The 17,160-nt window shown below is 67.7% G+C and carries 10 protein-coding genes and 1 pseudogene; 4 read left to right on the top strand and 7 right to left on the bottom strand.

Annotation, left to right across the window (positions count from 1 at the left end):
• Nucleotides 1–101: 101 nt before the first annotated feature.
• On the bottom strand, nt 102–6,815 hold the full coding sequence (locus tag JW897_RS10240) for a type I polyketide synthase (protein ID WP_205466008.1): 6,714 nt from the start codon (nt 6,813–6,815) through the stop codon (nt 102–104).
• Nucleotides 6,816–7,644: 829 nt separating this feature from the next.
• Between JW897_RS10240 and JW897_RS10235 the strand changes: the two genes are divergently transcribed.
• The 4 genes and pseudogenes from JW897_RS10235 (at nt 7,645) to JW897_RS10220 (ending at nt 11,825) form a co-directional block, all read left to right on the top strand.
• Nucleotides 7,645–8,772 (top strand): ABC transporter permease, encoded by a 1,128-nt coding sequence (locus JW897_RS10235; RefSeq protein ID WP_048412083.1) that lies wholly within the window; start codon nt 7,645–7,647, stop codon nt 8,770–8,772.
• Between the two features lie 97 nt (nt 8,773–8,869).
• Nucleotides 8,870–9,502: pseudogene (locus JW897_RS10230) on the top strand (ABC transporter ATP-binding protein); the annotation flags it as partial.
• Nucleotides 9,499–10,419 carry an HlyD family secretion protein gene (locus JW897_RS10225; protein WP_205466007.1) on the top strand — a complete coding sequence of 307 codons (921 nt, stop codon included), beginning with the start codon at nt 9,499–9,501 and terminating at the stop codon, nt 10,417–10,419. The pseudogene JW897_RS10230 and the gene JW897_RS10225, both read left to right, overlap by 4 nt.
• A gap of 8 nt (nt 10,420–10,427) precedes the next feature.
• Nucleotides 10,428–11,825, top strand: coding sequence for an efflux transporter outer membrane subunit (locus JW897_RS10220; protein WP_205466006.1), 1,398 nt, complete (start codon nt 10,428–10,430; stop codon nt 11,823–11,825).
• Between the two features lie 83 nt (nt 11,826–11,908).
• On the opposite strand, the gene JW897_RS10215 is transcribed toward JW897_RS10220, so the two are convergent.
• The 6 genes from JW897_RS10215 to JW897_RS10190 form a co-directional block, all read right to left on the bottom strand.
• Nucleotides 11,909–13,315, bottom strand: a complete 1,407-nt coding sequence (locus JW897_RS10215; protein ID WP_048412087.1) for an ATP-binding protein — start codon at nt 13,313–13,315, stop codon at nt 11,909–11,911.
• On the bottom strand, nt 13,312–13,962 hold the full coding sequence (locus JW897_RS10210) for a response regulator (protein ID WP_205466005.1): 651 nt from the start codon (nt 13,960–13,962) through the stop codon (nt 13,312–13,314). Before JW897_RS10210 ends, JW897_RS10215 begins: the two co-directional genes overlap by 4 nt.
• A gap of 71 nt (nt 13,963–14,033) precedes the next feature.
• Entirely contained in the window at nt 14,034–14,462 is a 429-nt protein-coding gene (locus tag JW897_RS10205; RefSeq protein WP_205466004.1) for a MarR family transcriptional regulator, read from the bottom strand.
• 19 nt (nt 14,463–14,481) lie between these two features.
• The gene (locus JW897_RS10200) at nt 14,482–14,904 is read right to left on the bottom strand and encodes a DUF488 domain-containing protein (RefSeq protein ID WP_053077148.1); all 423 of its coding nucleotides are present in this window, start codon (nt 14,902–14,904) and stop codon (nt 14,482–14,484) included.
• A 137-nt stretch (nt 14,905–15,041) separates the two neighbouring features.
• Nucleotides 15,042–16,172 carry an L-threonine dehydrogenase gene (yiaY, locus tag JW897_RS10195; protein WP_048412090.1) on the bottom strand — a complete coding sequence of 377 codons (1,131 nt, stop codon included), beginning with the start codon at nt 16,170–16,172 and terminating at the stop codon, nt 15,042–15,044.
• A 98-nt stretch (nt 16,173–16,270) separates the two neighbouring features.
• Nucleotides 16,271–16,972: a MarC family protein gene (locus tag JW897_RS10190; RefSeq protein ID WP_043641629.1), complete on the bottom strand. Its 702-nt coding sequence runs from the start codon at nt 16,970–16,972 to the stop codon at nt 16,271–16,273.
• Nucleotides 16,973–17,160 lie beyond the last annotated feature (188 nt).

The raw sequence follows: 17,160 nt of genomic DNA, 5'->3' as shown, positions 1-17,160 counted from the left end.
GGCGGTCAGGCGAACGCTCCGCCGCCGCGCCTCGGCTGTATGGCCGGAACGCGTCGCCGCGCTCCGGACCGGCCGCGCCCGCGGGCGCGGCCTTGCTCGCGTCACACCGCCACGCTGGCCTCCGGGTCGCACATCAGCTGCCGCAGCTTCTTCGACACGGTGAACTGCAAGCCGGAAAGCTTGCTGTACACCTTGCCGTCGGCGCCGTGGACGATGACGTCGGCCAGCAGAGTGGTCGCGGTTTGCGCCGTGACCGCCATGCTCAGATAGAAGGCCTGGTCGAAAGCCAGCGGCGCGTACTGCCGCCACTCGGCGATCTGCAGCGGCAGCCCGGCCTTGTCGGACTGCGACATCAGCCAGACCAGCGGCGTTTGCAACGCCACGTCCGCCAGGTAGGGGTTGAAGGAGTTCACCGGGAACTGCCCCTGTCCGGCCGCGGCGGCCAGCCGCCCGCCGGCTTGCAGGCCCTGGCCGTCGAGACGGAACAAGGTCTGCACGCCGCGGAAGGCCGGGCCGTGGAACAGCCAGGCGCCGTCGCGCATGTCGCCGTACAGCGGCGGATGCTCCAGCGGCGCGCCGGTCGGCGCTTGCGGTCCGTCCGCCGGCTGCTCCGCCGCCAGCCGGCTCATGGTCACCCGCGCCTGGTAGCGGTTCAGCGCGGCGCCGTCCACCTGGTTGAAGATGCTCACCTCCAGCGTGTGGCGGTCGCCGTTGCCGCCGGCTTCGGCCACCGGCCGCAGTTCGGCGATGAAGCGCTTTTGCTCGCCGGCGTCGAACACCACGCCCTTGAGCACGCGGAAGTCCGTCAGCGTCTCCAGCCGGTAGCCGGGCAGCAGGTCTTCGCACAGCTGCACCATCCAGCCTGCCGCGGCCGTGGCCGGCAGCACCGGCTGCCCGCCCACCACGTGGTCGGCCAGGAAGCCGTTGACGGCCGGGTCCAGCTCGCGCTCCACCCGGGTCAGCGCCGGCAGGGTCTTCTGCTTGCGCCCCACCTTGTAGCTGCCGCCGCCCACGATCACCTGAGGCACCAGGCCGGCGGCGAACTCGTCGACGAAGAACTGCGCGCCGACCGAGGTGGGGATGATGGCCAGGCCGCGGTCGGCGTAGGCCTTCTTCAACACGTCGTTGACCATGCCGCTGTCCCACGGACCCCAGTTGATGCTGCGCACCTGCTGTTTCGGATACAGGGTCTGGTACAGGTAGGCGAACTTGTTCAGCGCGTCGTTGGCCATCGCGTAATCGGTCTGGCCGGCGTTGCCGAAGAAGCCCGACACCGAGGAGAACAGCACCAGATGGCGCAGACCGTCCGGCTTGACCGCCGCCAGTAGGTTCTCCAGCCCTTTGACCTTGGTGTGGAACACCGAGCGGAAATCGGCCGGGGTCTTTTTCTCGATGCGCTTGTCCGCCAGATTGCCGGCGCCGTGGATGATGCCGCGGATCGGGCCCAGCTGCCGCTGCGCCTCCGCCGCCGCCCGGGCCACGTCCTTGGCGTCGCCGATGTCGCAAGCCAGATAGATGGCCTGGCCGCCGGCCTGCTCGATGCCGGCGATGGTGGCGCGCACCTCGGCCAGCTGCAGCACTTCCTTGAGCAAGGCGTCCACCTTGACCGGGGTCACCGTCTCGCCCTGCTGTTGCAGGTGGCGGATGGCGCGCGCCTTGAGCTCGGCCAGCTCGCCGCCGCCCTCCGCCCATTCCGGCGGCGGCGCGTCGATGCGAGTGCGGCCCAGCAGCGCGAAGCGAGCCGGATAACGCTTGGCCAGCGCGATCACGCACTCGGCGGTGATGCCGCGCGCGCCGCCGGTGACCAGGAACACGGTCTTGGCGTCGATGCTGGCCACGGCCTGAGGGTCGGTCGGCGCCGCTTCGAAGCCCAGCGTCATCCGCTCGCCCTTGACGCCGCGGCCCACTTCGGCCACGTCGGACTGCACGTCGCGCAGCTCTTCCAGCAGCATCGCCGCGATGGCGCCCTTGCCGCATTTGGGATCGAAATCCACGGTGCGGCAGAACACGTCTTCCCACTCGATGTTCAGCGCCTTGCTCAGGCCGCTGACGCCGGCGGCGGCCACCGGGAAGGCGGCGCGCCGGGCGGTGCCCAGCTCGCCGTCCAGCTGGCTGGCCACGAAGAAGCACGCGCGGCCCGGGCCTGGCTGCGTCAGCGAGGGCTGCAGCAGCTTGGCCAGCAGGAACAAGGCCTGAGCGGTGTCGTACTCGGCCGCGGCGAAGGCGTTGGCCAGCGATTTGACGTTGCCGGCCGGCACTTGCAGATGGATGAAGCCGCCCACCTGGCCTTCGGCCACCGCGATGCGCGACAGCACGTCTTCCAGCGCCAGCTCGTCGGCGCGTTCCAGCACGTAGTCGTTGACGTGCTTGATCGCCTTGCGCTGGCCCTTGGCCTGCTGCCACTTGAACACCAGCCGCGCCACCTGCTGGCCGTGGGCCAGCAGCTGTTTGGCCACTTCTTCGCTTAAACCCTTGCCGTCGTCGGTCAGCAGCCAGAGCCGGCCGGCGGCCAGCTCCAGCAGGTCCGGCTTGGGCAAGGCCTGTTTCCGCGCCTGGAAACGATGGATGGACGCGGTTACCGTATGGGCATCACTTACAGGGGATTGCTGAGCGAGGGCAGATGCCGTCTCCCGGGGCTCAGCTAGGGATTTTTTTGCTGCGGTGTCCTCCACGGCTACGTCTGCGACCAGTTTCTTGGTCGACGACACCACGCCCAGCTGACGCAGGGGCTTGGCCTCCGCCGCCGGGGTTTCGTGCAAGGCCGGTTCGCTGGAGACCGGGGCCGGCGCGGCGGCCGGAACCGGAGCGGCTTCGGCGGCCGGCGCGGCGGCGCCGCCCTGCTTCAGCTCGGTCAGCAGTTCGGAGATGGTCTGCTTGAAGAAGCCGCCCATCTTGCGGATGTTGCTGAAGGCGTCGATGTCGAAGGTTTCCATGTCCTTCTGCTTTTCCATGTCCTGGAAGTGCGGCACTTCGGCGGACAGCTGGTCGAACATGGCGCCGAAGATTTCCAGGCGCTTGATCGAATCGATGCCCAGGTCGGCCTCCAGATCCATTTCCTCATTGATCATGTCGGCCGGGTAGCCGGTGCGATCGCTGACGATGGCGATCAGCTGCTTGATCAGGTCGGCCTCGGTCAGGGCTTCGAAGCGCTGGATCAGCGCCTGGTCTTCGGCGCTGATCGCGGCGGCGGCAGGCGCGGCGGCTACAGCGGCGGGGGCGGCGACCGGGGCGGCCGGCGCGGCTGCCGGAGCCACGGCTTGCGGGATTTCCTGCAGCGTCGGCTTGGGCGCTTGCACCTCAGCCGCTTGCGCCGCCGGAGCGGCGACGACGACGGGCTGCGCCAGAGGCGCGGCCGCCGGCAGTTCCACCGCGGCGCGCGGCGTCGGCAGGCTCACTTCCAGCGGGGCGCGCTGTTGCAGGCGGGCCGTCACCTGGCCGCCGCGAGCGGCGACGTCGCCGCCCAGCAGGGCTTGCTGGTTGTCGAAGTAATGCTCGTGGTTGACGTGGTAGAGCTCCTGGTTCTTGTCCAGCAGCTGCAGGCTCTGGCCCAGGCTGGCCACCACTTCGGTCAGTTGCTGGCTGCCCTGGAATTTCTCCAGCAAGGTGTATTGCTTGGTCATCAGCGAGTCCAGCAGCTGAATGTAGTCCTTCTGATTCAGCTGGAACTGCTGGTGCACCTGGCTGAGCATGTTCTGCGCCTGGATCTGCGCGTCCAACACGCTCAATACTTCGTTGTCCGAGCTACTGCGTTGCATGATTCCCTCTCCGCTTATGACATGAACGGGCGCCAGCCACATCATGTCGTCCCTGTTGTCGACCAAAGTTTCCACCACTACCGTACTATCCCGCTCCGTCTCCGGCGCCCGCGGCGGCGAGCTGGCGGCGAGCCGCTCGTCGATGAAGGCGTCGATGACGCGCGTATCCTTGCGCATGGCGTGCGCGCGGCGCTGCTTGGCTTTCTCCGAGTAGAAGAAACCGCCGCTCATTGTGTAAGTCAGCGCCTTTTTCTTAGGCTCGGCCGCCAGCGGCAGGGCCGCCTGCGGATCGGTGGAGCTCAGCTCCACGCCCTCCACCGCCAGCCTCGCCAGCGCGCGCTTGAATTGCAGCGCTTCCTCGCCGTTGGCGCTGGGGTTCAGCGACACCACCGCGTGCGGCTTGTCCTTGAGGATGTCCGCCACCAGCTTGCCCAGAATGCCCTTGGGGCCGATCTCGACGAACAGGTAGCCGCCCTGCTGATGAATGCGTTCTATGGTTTGCTGGAAGCGCACCGGGCTGACCAGTTGGCCGATCAGCGATTGCTTGATCTTGGCCGGGTCGTCGGCGTGACGCTCGCCGCTGGCGGTGGAGTACACCGCGGCCTGCGGCGCCAGGAACGGGATGCCGGCCAGGCTGGCCTCGAAGGGCGCGCAGGCGTGGCGCACGAAGTCGGTGTGGAAGGCCGCCGACACCGCCAGCACCTGGCTGCGCACCTTGCGCTCGTTCAGGAATTCATGGGCCTGGCGGATGATGTCGCTCGCGCCGCCGAACACCAGCTGCTGCTGCGAGTTGTAATTGGCCACCACCAGCTCCGGGAAGCGCTCCAGCACCGCGCTGGCCTCGCTCTCCGGCAGCGAGGCCGCCAGCATCGCGCCCGGCTCGCCGCCCGGCACCGGGCTGGCCACCGCCGCGCCGCGCGCCAGCGAGGTCCGGTAGAAGTCCTCGTCGCTCAACACGCCGGCGGCCCACAAGGCGGTCACTTCGCCGTAGCTGTGGCCGGCCAGGAAGTCCGCACGCAGGCCCAGGCCGCGCAAGAGCTTGTAGTAGCCGGCGCTGATCGCGCCTATCGCCGGTTGCGCGGTGCGGGTCTGGGTCAGTTCCGCCATCTGGCGGTCCGCCGTCTCCGCGTCGAAGGCCGGCGGCGGGAAAATGGCCGCGGACGGCAGCGGCAGGCCGTCGGCGTGCGCCTCCGCGTCCAGGCCTTCCAGGGTTTCGCGCATCGCCGGGTAATCGTTGGCGATGTCGCGGCCCATGTTCACGTATTGCGCGCCCTGGCCGGGGAACAAGGCCACCACGCGGCCGGCCAGCGGCGCCGCCTCGCGCTTGTAGTAAATGCCCAGCGGATGTTCCCAGTCCTGATCCGGACGCGCGCGCAACAGCTTGATCGCCTCGTCCAGCAGGCCGGCCGCCTGTTCGGCGGAGGCGGCGACGAAGGCCAGCCGCGCGGAGGCGGCCGGCGCGCGCGCCGCGGCGCCCTGATGCAGGCGGAATTGATAGCCGGCGTCTTCGGCGCGGAAAGCGGCCAGCTTGTGCTCGGCCAGCGCCAGCAGCTGTTCCGGGCCGTCAGCGTACAGCAGCACCACTTCCGGGCGCAGATTCAGGCGGAAATCGCCCTGCGGCCGCGCCTGGTGCTCTTCCATGATGGCGTGGTAGTTGGTGCCGCCGAAGCCGTAGGCGCTTAAGGCCGCGCGGCGCGGCGCGCCGCCCACCGGGCTCAGCCACGGCCGGCTGTCGATGTTGACGTAGAAGGGACTGGCGCTGTCCGCCAGTTCGCGGCTGGGCTGGCTGACGTTGATGGTGGGCGGCAACACCTTGTGATACAGGCTGAGCGCGGCCTTCATCATCGCCGCCGCGCCGGCGGCGCAGCGGGTATGGCCGATCTGCGACTTGACGCTGCCTATGGCCACCGAGCCGGGCTGAGCGCCGCCGGCTTCGAACACCGCGCGCAAGCTCTTGATCTCGGTCTCGTCGCCGGACTGGGTGCCGGTGCCGTGCGCCTCCACCAGCTGGATCTCGGCCGGCGAGATGCCGGCGCGCTCGTAGGCGCGGCGCATCGCCTTGACCTGGCCTTCGTGACGCGGCGCGAAAATGCTCTTGGCGCGGCCGTCGCTGGACGCCTGCAGCGATTTGATCACCGCGTAGACGCGGTCGCCGTCGCGCTCGGCGTCTTCCAGGCGCTTGAGCACCAGGAAGCCGACGCCGTCGCCCAGCATCATGCCGTCCGAGGATTCGTCGAAGGGGCGCGACAGATTGCTCTTGGACAGGGCCGGAGTCTTGCTGAAGCACAGGAAGGAGAAGATGGAGTTTTCCAGGTTGACGCCGCCGGTCAGCACCACGTCGCAGCTGCCGTCCACCAGTTCGCCCACCGCCGCCTTGATCGCGGCCAGGCTGCTGGCGCAGGCGGCGTCCACCATGTAAGAGGTGCCGCCCAGATCGAAATAGCTGGCGATGCGGCCGCAGGCGACATTGCCGAGGAAGCCGGGGAAGCTGTCCTCGTTCCATTCCAGATATAAATGGTTGACGCGGTCTATCACCTCGTCGGCCACCGCGCCGGGCAGGCCGGCGTGGTTCAGCACCTTGCGCAGATACGGTTCCTGCTGGCGGAAAGCCAGCGAAAAGGAGGTGTTGCCGTTGCCGGCGCCGCCCAGGATCACCCCCACCCGGTCCTTGTCCACCGGCAGCGCGTCGTCGCCCACCAGCCTGGCGTCCAGCATCGCCTGCTTGGCCACGTGCAGCGCGAAAATCTGCGCGGTGCTGATGGACTCCAGCATCAGCGGCGGCAGTTTGAATTCCACCGGATCGAAATCGATGGCCGGCACGAAGCCGGCGCGGTGGCCGTAAGTCTTGTCCGCGGCGCTCGGGTCCGCGCTGTAATAATCTTCCTTGCGCCAGTACTCATCGCCGTTCTTCTGGTCGATGTCGGTCAGGGAATCCTTCTTGTCGACGATATTGGTCCAGAAATCGTACAAGGTGGCCGCATCGGGAAAGTGGCTGGCCATGCCCACAATCGCGATATCCACCGTGCCCGGTCCTATCCTGCTCGATACGGTCTTGCTCATTGCTCCTCCCGCGGTGAACCTGCTGTTTCGCATCATTCGCTTGCCGCCGCGCACCAACCGGGAAGCGCAATCGCCGGCCGCACGGCCAGGGTCGACTGCCTTTCTTTAAATCCGGTCCCGCACGCAAAGCCTGGATCGAATTCGCGTCCGGCCAAACCGCCGCACGCGCCTGCTGCCTATTACCCAAACCACATCAAAAACCGCGCTTTAAAGTTGACAAAATCTTTACAACTCAAACTGTCAAATCCGGTTTTGGAAAATTATGACGTTGAAATCTTAGTGTTTCCTTAGGGCTTTCTTGCAGTTGACTGATTTACCTCCACAGTTCTGGAGAAAAATATATACAGAACAAATTAAGTCATTGATTTTCAATGTGTATCCTTATTGACACACCAATGCCAAAGTCATTATTTTTTAGTAAATCCATTACTGAAAAATAAAATTTCCGCGCTGAAAAAAGAAAACTGAGGGGAATCTGAGCAGACAATAAGAACAGTGCCTTATCGGCGCGGCATTCAAATTCAACGCCCAGACTAATACCAGTGGTATTAATACTAGGGAAAACCCCTACCTCGCCGTCGCCTTAAAAGCGGCTGAAAAAATCAGTTTCACGGCCGAGACAAGGCGCGCCGACGCTGGCGGCACTTGAGTACGGCAAGTCGGCGCAACGCAGCATCAAGGGTTTGTCGGCCGCTGTTATCACCGCTTCCCCGCGCTCAGAAAACCCTAAGCAGGAATAGGCATACTGCCCCCATTTCATCCCGGAGACAGTCATGCCCCAGTCCACCCACCCCCCCCGCCGCCCCGGCGCCGACGCGGAGGCCTGACCATGGTCTCCCTCGCCCGCGCCTCGCTGATTTACGAGTGGCGCCGCTTCTTGCCCGCGGTGCTGGCGGTGGCCTTCGCCGGCCTGCTGGTTCAGGTGCAGCTGAGCCTGCTCTTGGGCATGTTCAGTTCGGTAGGCGTCTACATCGACCGCTCCAGCGCCGATCTCTGGGTCGGCTATCCGGCCACCCAGAGCGTGGACCTGGCGCGGCCCATTCCCGGCAAGACCGAGAACAATCTGTGGGCGCACCCGGAAGTCACCTCGGTGGAGCGCTTCACCTGGACCATGGCGGACTGGCAACGGCCCGGCGGCGGCAAGCTCAGCGCGGTGCTGATCGGCATCGACCCGCGGCCGCAGGCGATGACCTTCGCCACCCTGCTGACCCCGGCGCTGCGCCAGGAGCTGACGGTGCCCAGCACCGTGCTGGTGGATGAGAGCGACCTGGAAAAGCTGGGCGTCAAGATAGGCGACTACGCCGAGCTCAGCGGCAAGCGGGTGCGCATCGGCGGCACCGTCAACGGCATGCGCGCGATGGGCGGCGCCAATATCCTGACTTCGCTGAACACCGCGCGCCGCATCGACCCCAATCTGCGCAACGACGCCACCGACTACTTCCTGGCGCGTCTGCGCGATCCCAGCCGCGCCGAGCTGGTGCGCGACCAGCTGCAGCCGGCGGGCAGCTTCAAGCCCTTCCAGGTGTGGACCGCCGAGGAATTCTCCATCCAGTCCCAGGTGTACTGGCTGTTCGAGTCCGGCGCCGGCTCCGGCTTCCTGTTTTCCTCCGCGCTGGGCCTGCTGGTCGGCATCGTCATCACCAGCCAGACGCTGATGGCCGCCATCGTCGCCGCGCTGCGCGAATACGCCACCCTGCGGGCGCTGGGAGTGTCTTCCTCCTCCTTGCGCGCCGTGATCCTGGAGCAATCGTTCTGGGTCGGCCTGGCCGGCCTGGTGATCACCGCCGTGGTCGGCGCGTTGCTGGTGGTCGCCGCCCGTCACGCCCACATCGCGCTGGAAGTGCCGGTGTGGGGCTGCATGGCCACCGGCACCCTGGTGCTGGGCATCGCTCTGCTGTCCGGCCTGTCCGCGCTGCGCGCGCTGAACCAGGCCGAGCCCTCTACCCTATTGCGATAAGGAGACTTTCATGTCCGCCTCCCCCGCCATCGTCGGCGAAAACCTGAACCGCTCGTTCAGCAACGGCAAGACCGAGCAAACCGTGCTCACCGATATCTCGCTGTCCATCCTGCCCGGCGAGCTGACCCTGATCATCGGTCCGTCCGGCTCCGGCAAGAGCACCTTGCTGTCCGTGCTCTCCGGCCTGCTGCCGCCCAGCTCCGGCCGCGTCACCGCGCTGGGCATGGAACTGACCCGGCGCTCCATCGAGGAGTTGAGCCGCTTCCGCCTGGAGCATTGCGGCTTCGTGTTCCAGGGCTTCAATCTGTTCGCCTCGCTGACCGCGCTGGAAAACGTGCTGCTGCCCTTGAACTACGGCCCCAAGATCGCCAAGCCCGAAGCCGAAAAACGCGCGCAGGAAGCCCTGGAGCTAGTGGGCCTGGGCCCGCGCGCCAAACTGCGGCCGATGGAGCTGTCCGGCGGCGAAAAACAGCGGGTCGCCATCGCCCGCGCTCTGGTCAAGCGGCCCAAGCTGATGTTCGCCGACGAGCCCACCAGCGCGCTTGACAGCCACAACGGCCAGGTGGTGATCGATCTCTTGCACCAGATCGCCCAGGAACAAGGCACCACGGTGCTGGGCGTGTCGCACGACAACCGCCTGATCAAGCACGCCGACCGCGTCATCACCCTCGAAGACGGCCAGGTGGTCAAAGACCTGCGCGTGCACAACACCCCGATGGAGGTAGCATGAGCAGCCCTATTCCCAAGACCCCGCTGCGCCTGGGCCCGCTGCTGGCCTTGAGCCTGTTGCTGGCCGGCTGCTCCGAGCCGCCGCCTCCGGCGCCGGTCCAGCAATCGCCGTGGGCCGCCATCGCCAAGGGCCGCGTCAGCATAGAAGGCGGGGTGATCAATATCGCCGCGCCGCGCGCCGGCATCATCCGCGAGGTGTCGGTGGAGGAAGGCGCCGAGGTCAAGCCCGGCGCGGTGCTGGCCCGCATCGACGACCGCGAGGCCAATCTGGCGATGAAGGTGCGCGAGCAGGAGCGCGACGAGGCGCGGCAGGAGTTGACGCTGACGCAGGTCAAGCACGCCATCGCCCAGCGCGAACTGCAGCGCGTGTCCGCGCTGAGCGGCGACGAGGTGGTGTCCAAGCAGGAAAAGGACAATGCCCGCGACCAGGTCAAACTCAGCGCGTCCGAGCTGGCCCGCCAGCAGGCGGCGGTGGCCACCGCCGACGCGCAAGTGGCGGCCAGCAAGCTGGAAGTGGACCAGCACGTGGTGCGCGCGCCGCTGGCCGGCCGCATCATCCGCCGCCAGGCCCGCCCCGGCGACGGCACTTCCACGCTGAACGTGACGCCGCTGTTCATGTTCGCCCCCAACGGGCCTCGCATCGTCCGCGCGGATCTGGAAGAACGCTACGTCGGCTCGGTGACGCCGGGACAGGCGGCCGAGGTGACGCTGGAGGCGGACGAAACCAAGGTCTACAAGGCCAAGGTGCTGCGGCTGGGCCAGGTGTTCGGCAACCGTCCGGACAACGACGACCCCAATGAGAAACAGGATGTGCGGGTGATCGAATGCGTGCTGGCGCTGGTGGACGCGCCGGAAATCCGCATCGGCCAGCGGGTGCTGGTGCGCATCGCCCGACAAGACAAGGCGGGCAAGCCATGATGCGCGCGATGCGACCGATCGCCCTGCTGCTGACCCTGGCGCTCGGCGGCTGCGCCGGGCTGGAACCCTCGCGCCCGGCGCCAGCGCTGCCGGAGCGCTACGGCCAGACCCTGCCCGGCCCCGGCCCGGACGCCCAGGCCTGGGACGGCTTCGGCGACCCCGGCCTCGGCCAGTGGATAGCCGCGGTGCGCGAGGGCAACACCGATCTCGCCGCCAGCCTGGCGCGGCTGGACGCCGCGCGCGCCGAACTGGGCGTGCTCAACGCCGACCGTTATCCCAAGCTGGACTTCGAACAATCGGTGGAACGGCGCAAGCTGTCCAAGTTCGACCTGGGCGAAGTCGGCGAAGACACCGCCAACCCCAGCACCCGCTACAACACGCGGCTGGCGCTGGGCTATGAAGTGGACTTGCGCGGCCGGGTCAGCGCCGCGGTGCGCGCCGGGCGCGCCGATCTCAAGGCCAGCGGCGGCGACCGCGACGCGCTGGGCCTGAGCCTGGCGCGGCAAACCGCCGAGCTGTGGCTGACGCGGGCGGAGCTGACCGCTGACATCGAACTGCTCCGGGAAGCCGCGCGGCTGCGCCAGCGCCTGCTGGCCGGCGTCGCCGCCAAGCGCCGCGTCGGCCTCGCCAGCGGCAAGCAGCTGCTGGAGCCGGACAGCGAGGCCAGCGAAGCCGCTCGCCTGGTCGCCCAGCAAGGCGACGCGCTGAAGCGGGTGGAGCGCAGCCTGTGCCAGCTGGCCGCCAGGATGCCGGACGCCTGCGGGCTGCCGCCGGCGCGGCCGCTGCGCGAGCTCAGGCTGCCGGAAGTGGGCGGCGAGCTGCCGGCCCGGCTGCTGCAGCGCAGGCCGGACCTGGGCGCGGCCCAGGCGCGCTACGACGCCGCGCGCGCGCGCATCGACGAGGCCGAGGCCGCCCGCTGGCCGTCGCTGACCCTGAGCGGCGGCCTGGGCATCAGCGCCGGCAGCTGGTCCGGCTTGCGCGGCAACAAGGTGCTGCACTGGTCGCTGCTGCCGCAGCTGGACATTCCGCTGTTCGACGCCGGCAAGCGCCAGGCCGAGGCCCAGCGCGCGCGCTCCGCCGCCGCCGAGCAATACGCGGCCTGGCGCGGCGCCGTCACCCGCGCCGTGTACGAAGTGGAAGACGCGGCGGCCGCCGCTCATTTCGCCAAAACGGATCAGGAGGCCAGGCAGCGCCAGTACCTGGACGCCAGCCGCCGCCTGCGCGCCGAGCGCGACGCGCGCGGCGTGGGCCTCAGCGACGGCCAGGCGGAATGGCGTGCGCAACTGGCAGAGCTGCAGGCGGAACAAGGCGTGCAAGGCGCGCGCCGCCAACAGCTGCTGGCGGCGGCCAATCTGATCGCCGCGCTGGGCGGCGGCTGGGAGGGCGCGGACCAAGCCGCGCCTTGAACGTCCGCTTGCGATGCGCCGCGCTTGACGCGGCCGGATCGCAAGCGGGCTCCGCGCATCGGCAAGGCAGAAGCCCGGCCGGCTCAGGCCGGCCGCGCCCCGCGCTCCGCCAGCGGCGCGGCGCAGCGCGGCAGCCGGATTTCCACGCCCAGGCCGTTGCCGTGCAAGCCGTCGGTCAGCAACAGGCTGCCGCCGTGCAACTCCACCACCCGCTTGACGATGGCCAGCCCCAGGCCGCTGCCGGTGACGGTATTGTCCGGCAGGCGCACGAAGCGTTTCAGCACCTGCTCGCGCCATTGCGGCGCGATGCCCGGCCCGTCGTCCAGCACCGCCAGCCTCAGGTTGGAGAAACTCTCGCTCACCTCCACATTGATGGACGCGCCGTCCGGGCAGTAGCGGATGGCGTTGTCCAGCAGATTGTCCAGCAAGCTGTCCATCGCGCTGGCGTCGCCGCAGCAGGCCGCCGTCTGCGCGCCGTCGTAGGCCAGGGTGATGTCGCGCTCCATCGCGCGCGGCACCTGCCGCGCCAGGGCCGCGCGCGCCAGCGCCGCCAGGTCGAAGGCCAAAGGCAGCACCCGCGCCGACTCCGCGTCCAGCCGCGACAAGGTCAGCAGCTTGCCCACCAGTTCGCCGCTGCGGCCTATGCTGACGTCAAGCATCGCCGCCAGCGCCGCCCTCTCCTGTTCGGATTCCGCGCGCGCCAGCAGGTGCACTTGCGCGCCTATCGCCGCCAGCGGCGTGCGCAGCTCGTGCGCCGCGTCGGCGAAGAAGCGTTGCTCGCCTTCGCGGAAGGTCGCCAGCCGCGACAGCAGCTCGTTGACGGAATTGAACACCGGCCGCAATTCCTGGTATTCGGGATCGGCGCAGGCCAGCGGCGCCGTCGACTGCACGTCGCGCGAGGTGATGGTGGTGGCCAGCGTCGCCAAGGGCTGCAGGGCGCGGCCGTAGCCGACCCGCAGCAGCAACATGATGATGGGCACCGCGGCGATCAGCGGCAGCAAGAAGAAGATCAGGATTTCGGCCTGCACCCGCTGCACGAAGCTGCGCGCGATCGCCAACTGCACCCGGACCTCGTCCCCGCTCGCCGTCAGCATGCGCCAGCGGCCCTGGTTGGCCGGCGCGCCGCCGCTGGGCGGCTGCTCCAGTTCCGGCCAGGCGCCGGACACCGCCAGCAGGCGCTGCCGCTTGTCGACGATGCGATAGGCCAGCTCGTTCTTGGCCGGCGGCCTTTCGCTGTAGCCGTGGCCGAACTGGCCGATCAGCTGATCGACGACGCGGGCGCGCTCGCTCTCCTTGATGTCGGCGCTGTAGACGGTGGCCAGCGTGCGCGCCAGCCCGCGCAGATCCCCGTCCAGATAACCGGAGCCCACCCGGGTCACTTCCCAGTAAAACCAGGCGAACAGGACCAGCCATACCGCCAGTATGGTGCTCAGGCTGGTCCATAACAGCCGCCGGTAGAGCGAGCGCCGCGCCAGCGAGGGAATGATCATGCCGGCTTGGGCAATAGATAGCCGACGCCGCGTATGGTGCGGATCCAGTCCGAACCCAGCTTGCGCCGCAGATTGTGGACATGCACTTCCAGCGCGTTGTCGGACTCGCAGCACAGGTGCTCGACCAGATGCTCGCGACTGACCACCTTGCCGGCCTTGCGCACCAGTTCAAACATCAGCGCGAACTCGGACGGCGACAAGGCCACCGCCGCGCCGCTCATCGACAGCTCGCGGGTGTCGGCGTTGATGCACAAATCGCCGATCTGCCAATTGGCCGACACGAAGCCGCTGCTGCGCCGGGTCACCGCCTGCAGCCGGGCCAGCAGTTCTGGGATGGCGAAGGGTTTGACCAGGTAGTCGTCGGCGCCGTTGTGCAAGCCGGCCAGCCGGCTCTCCAGCGCGTCGCGCGCGGTCAGGATGATCACCGGCAGCGTCGATCCGTTGCCGCGCAGCTCCTGCAGCAAGTGCAGGCCCTCGCCGTCCGGCAAGCCCAGATCCAGCAGCAGCGCGTCCTGCGGCTCCTCGGCCAGAAAGGTGCGCGCCTCCTTCAGCCGCCGCACCCAGACGGTGCGAAAACCGGCCTGGCGCAGAGCCTGTCCCAGCGCCTCGCCCAGCGCCAGATCGTCTTCCACCAACAGTATGTTCACGACATTTACCCGCCGCAGATATGATGTCGAAATCATGCCAGAGCGACCTGGCAAAAGCTACCGCGCCGGCCTCAGTCCTGAGCCTGCAACAGATGGTCCAGCGACAGCACGTCGCCCAGCCGCCGCAGGGCCTGCAACTCATCGCGATGCTCGCGCGCCAGCTGCTCCGCCAGCGCCTCGCCCTTGGGCTGCAGCCGCACTTCCACGCAGCGGCGGTCTTCCCGCCCCGGGCTGCGCGCCACCAATTGCTGCTGCTCGCAGCGGCTGATCAGGCCCACCACGCTGTGGTGGTGGGATTGCAGCCGCTCGGCCAGCTCGGCCACCGTGGCCCAGTCGCGGCCGGGGAAGCCCTTGATCTGCAACAACAGCAGATACTGCAGCATGGTGATGCCGTGGCGCTGCGCCGCCTCCTCGCTGAAACGCTGGAAGCGGCGCAAGCGGTAGCGGAAATCCGCCAGCCGTTCAAAATCCTGCTTGGAAAAACTCGGGGGCTCGGACACGCGGCTCTCCTCGTCCGGCTCAGCCGTCCAGCAAGGCGCGGTAGCATACCGGCGAAGCCAGCTCCCCCGCCTCGATACGTTCTATCTCGTCCAGCTTGTCGCCCAGGAACTGCGCCAGGGCCTGCGCCGGCTGGCGCTCGCCCTCCTGCGGCACATACAGCAAGGCCAGGCCGCCGCGCCGGCTGGCTTTCCACAGCGGCCACCAGCGCTGCGGGTTCGCCGCCAGGTCCGCCCAGTACACCTCGCAGAACGTGGACCAATGCCGCTCGTCCTGGCGCAGCCATTTCAGCAGGCCGGGCGCAGGCGCCACGCCCTTCAGCCAGTGGGCGGCGTCCAGCCCCTGGCGCGGCAGGCCCTTGGGCCAGTTTTCTTCGATCAAAAATGCGTTGTCCAGGCCCGGCCGGTATTCGTTCACCGGCAACAGGCGAATTTTTGCGTCCATTGCGTCACTCCTGGTTTCATCTGGCGGCGGAGGCGGTGCGGCGTCGTCAGAAATATCGCATTACGATATTTAATGGTCAAAAAAAGGCGGCCGGGCCGCCAGTTTGGCCGCGGTGACTTCACCGCGGCCGCGTGCCGCTACAACGCGGCCTTGAAGATCGCGCAAATCTCTTCGTGGCTGGCCTGGATCGGATTGGTCAGGCCGCAGGCGTCCTTCAGGGCGTTGGCGGCCAGCTCCGGGATATCCTCTTCCTTGACCCCCAGCTGGGTCAATCCGGCCGGAATGCCTACGTCGGCCGCCAATTGGCGTATGGCGGCGATCGCCGCTTCCGCGTTGGCGGCCACGCCCAGCGCCGCGCCGACGTCGGCCAGCCGCTGGCCGGCGGCCTTGGCGTTGAAGACCTGCACATGCGGCAGCAGCACCGCGTTGCACACCCCGTGCGGCAGATCGTAGAAGCCGCCCAACTGGTGCGCCATCGCGTGCACATAGCCGAGAGAAGCGTTGTTGAAGGCCATGCCGGCCAGGAACTGCGCGTAAGCCATCTGCTCGCGCGCCTCCATGTCCAGGCCGTTGCGCACCGCGCGGCGCAGATGGCCGGCGATCAGCGTCACCGCCTTCAAGGCGCAGGCGTCGGTGATGGGCGTGGCGATGGTGGAGACATAGGCCTCCACCGCGTGGGTCAGCGCGTCCATGCCGGTGGCCGCGGTCAGCCCCGCCGGCATGCCGGCCATGGTTTCCGGATCGTTGACCGACAACACCGGCGTGGTGTGCTTGTCGACGATGGCCATTTTGATGTGGCGGGACTCGTCGGTGATGATGCAGAAGCGGGTCATTTCCGAGGCGGTGCCGGCGGTGGTGTTGATCGCCACCAAGGGCAGCTGCGGCTTGGCGGACTTGTCCACGCCCTCGTAGTCCTGGATCTTGCCGCCGTTGGCGGCCACCAGGGCGATGCCCTTGGCGCAGTCGTGCGGCGAGCCGCCGCCCAGCGACACCACGGCGTCGCAGCCGTGCTCGCGCAGCAGCGCCAGGCCGGCGCCGACGTTGGCGGTGGTGGGATTGGGGTGCACGCCGTCGAACAGCACGCTGGCGATGCCCGCGTCGCCCAGCAGCTCGGTAACGCGGCCGGCCAGCCCGGTTTTCACCAGGCCGGTGTCGGTCACCATCAAGACCTTGCGGTAGCCGTAGCCGCGCATGGTTTCAACGGCTTGTTGCAGACAGCCCGCGCCCATCAGGTTGACGGAGGGGATGAAGAAAGCGCTGGTGGCCATGGCAACTCCTGTTCTTAAGACATTTGTCATAAGCGCAGTATGCGCAATTTGGCCGATGCGGCATTTGCCTCACATCAAAAGATGTCCAATCGCGCCGCTCACTTGTGCGGCAACACGTCCTGCGCCAATTGGACGATCAAGGCGCCGAAGCCGTCCCACATGATCTGCACCCCCAGGCACAGCAGGATGAAGGCGGACAGCCGCAGGAACACCACCGAACCGGTCTGGCCCAGGTAGCGCAGCAGCTTGTCGGCGTGGCGGTAGCACAGATAGACCAGCACGCTGCACACCAGCACCGCGCAGCCGCCGGCCAGCGGCGAGATCGCGTATTTGACGATGCCCTTGCCGGTGTCGGTCAGCGAAGCGCCCATGGTGATGGCCACCGAGATCGAACCCGGCCCCACCGTCAGCGGAAAGGTCAGCGGGTAGAAGGCGCGCTGCTTCAGCGCATCGTGGTTCTCCGCCTGGATGGGCTGATCGGTGGAGGTGGGGCTGCTTTCCGGCGGCGCGTCGTTGAGCATGCGCCAGGCGGCGAAGGTGATCAGCAGGCCGCCGGACAATTGCACCACCGGCAGCGACACGCCGAAGAAAGACAGCACATAGCCGCCGGTGAACATGCTGCCCAGCAGCAGCAAGGCGCAATACATGGCGATGCGGCGCGCCAGATAGCGGCGCTGCTGCGGCGTATTGCGCGCCGTCATCGAGATGAAGATGGGCACCAGTCCCGGAGGGTTCATGATAGGCAGCAGGGCAGCCATCACAAACAGAAACTTTGTTATGAATATTGTCAGCAACTGCATGAGTGACTCCGAAACCATCGAATTCAGATCGGGAACGGCGGCGGGCTGCGCCGCGCCAGCCGCCATATTACACAATTCATCAGTATTGCAAGCCGGCTCTCGCTCGGACTGCGGCGCCCCGCCTCGGTTCCGGCGCGCCGCGCGCGCGGCCCTCGCCGCCGCCGCGCCCAAAACAATCAAGCCCTTAC

The sequence above is a fragment of the Chromobacterium alkanivorans genome (genome assembly GCF_016937655.1).
In the GTDB taxonomy this organism is placed as follows: Bacteria; Pseudomonadota; Gammaproteobacteria; order Burkholderiales; family Chromobacteriaceae; genus Chromobacterium; species Chromobacterium alkanivorans.
This window is presented reverse-complemented; position numbering and strand designations above follow the sequence as displayed.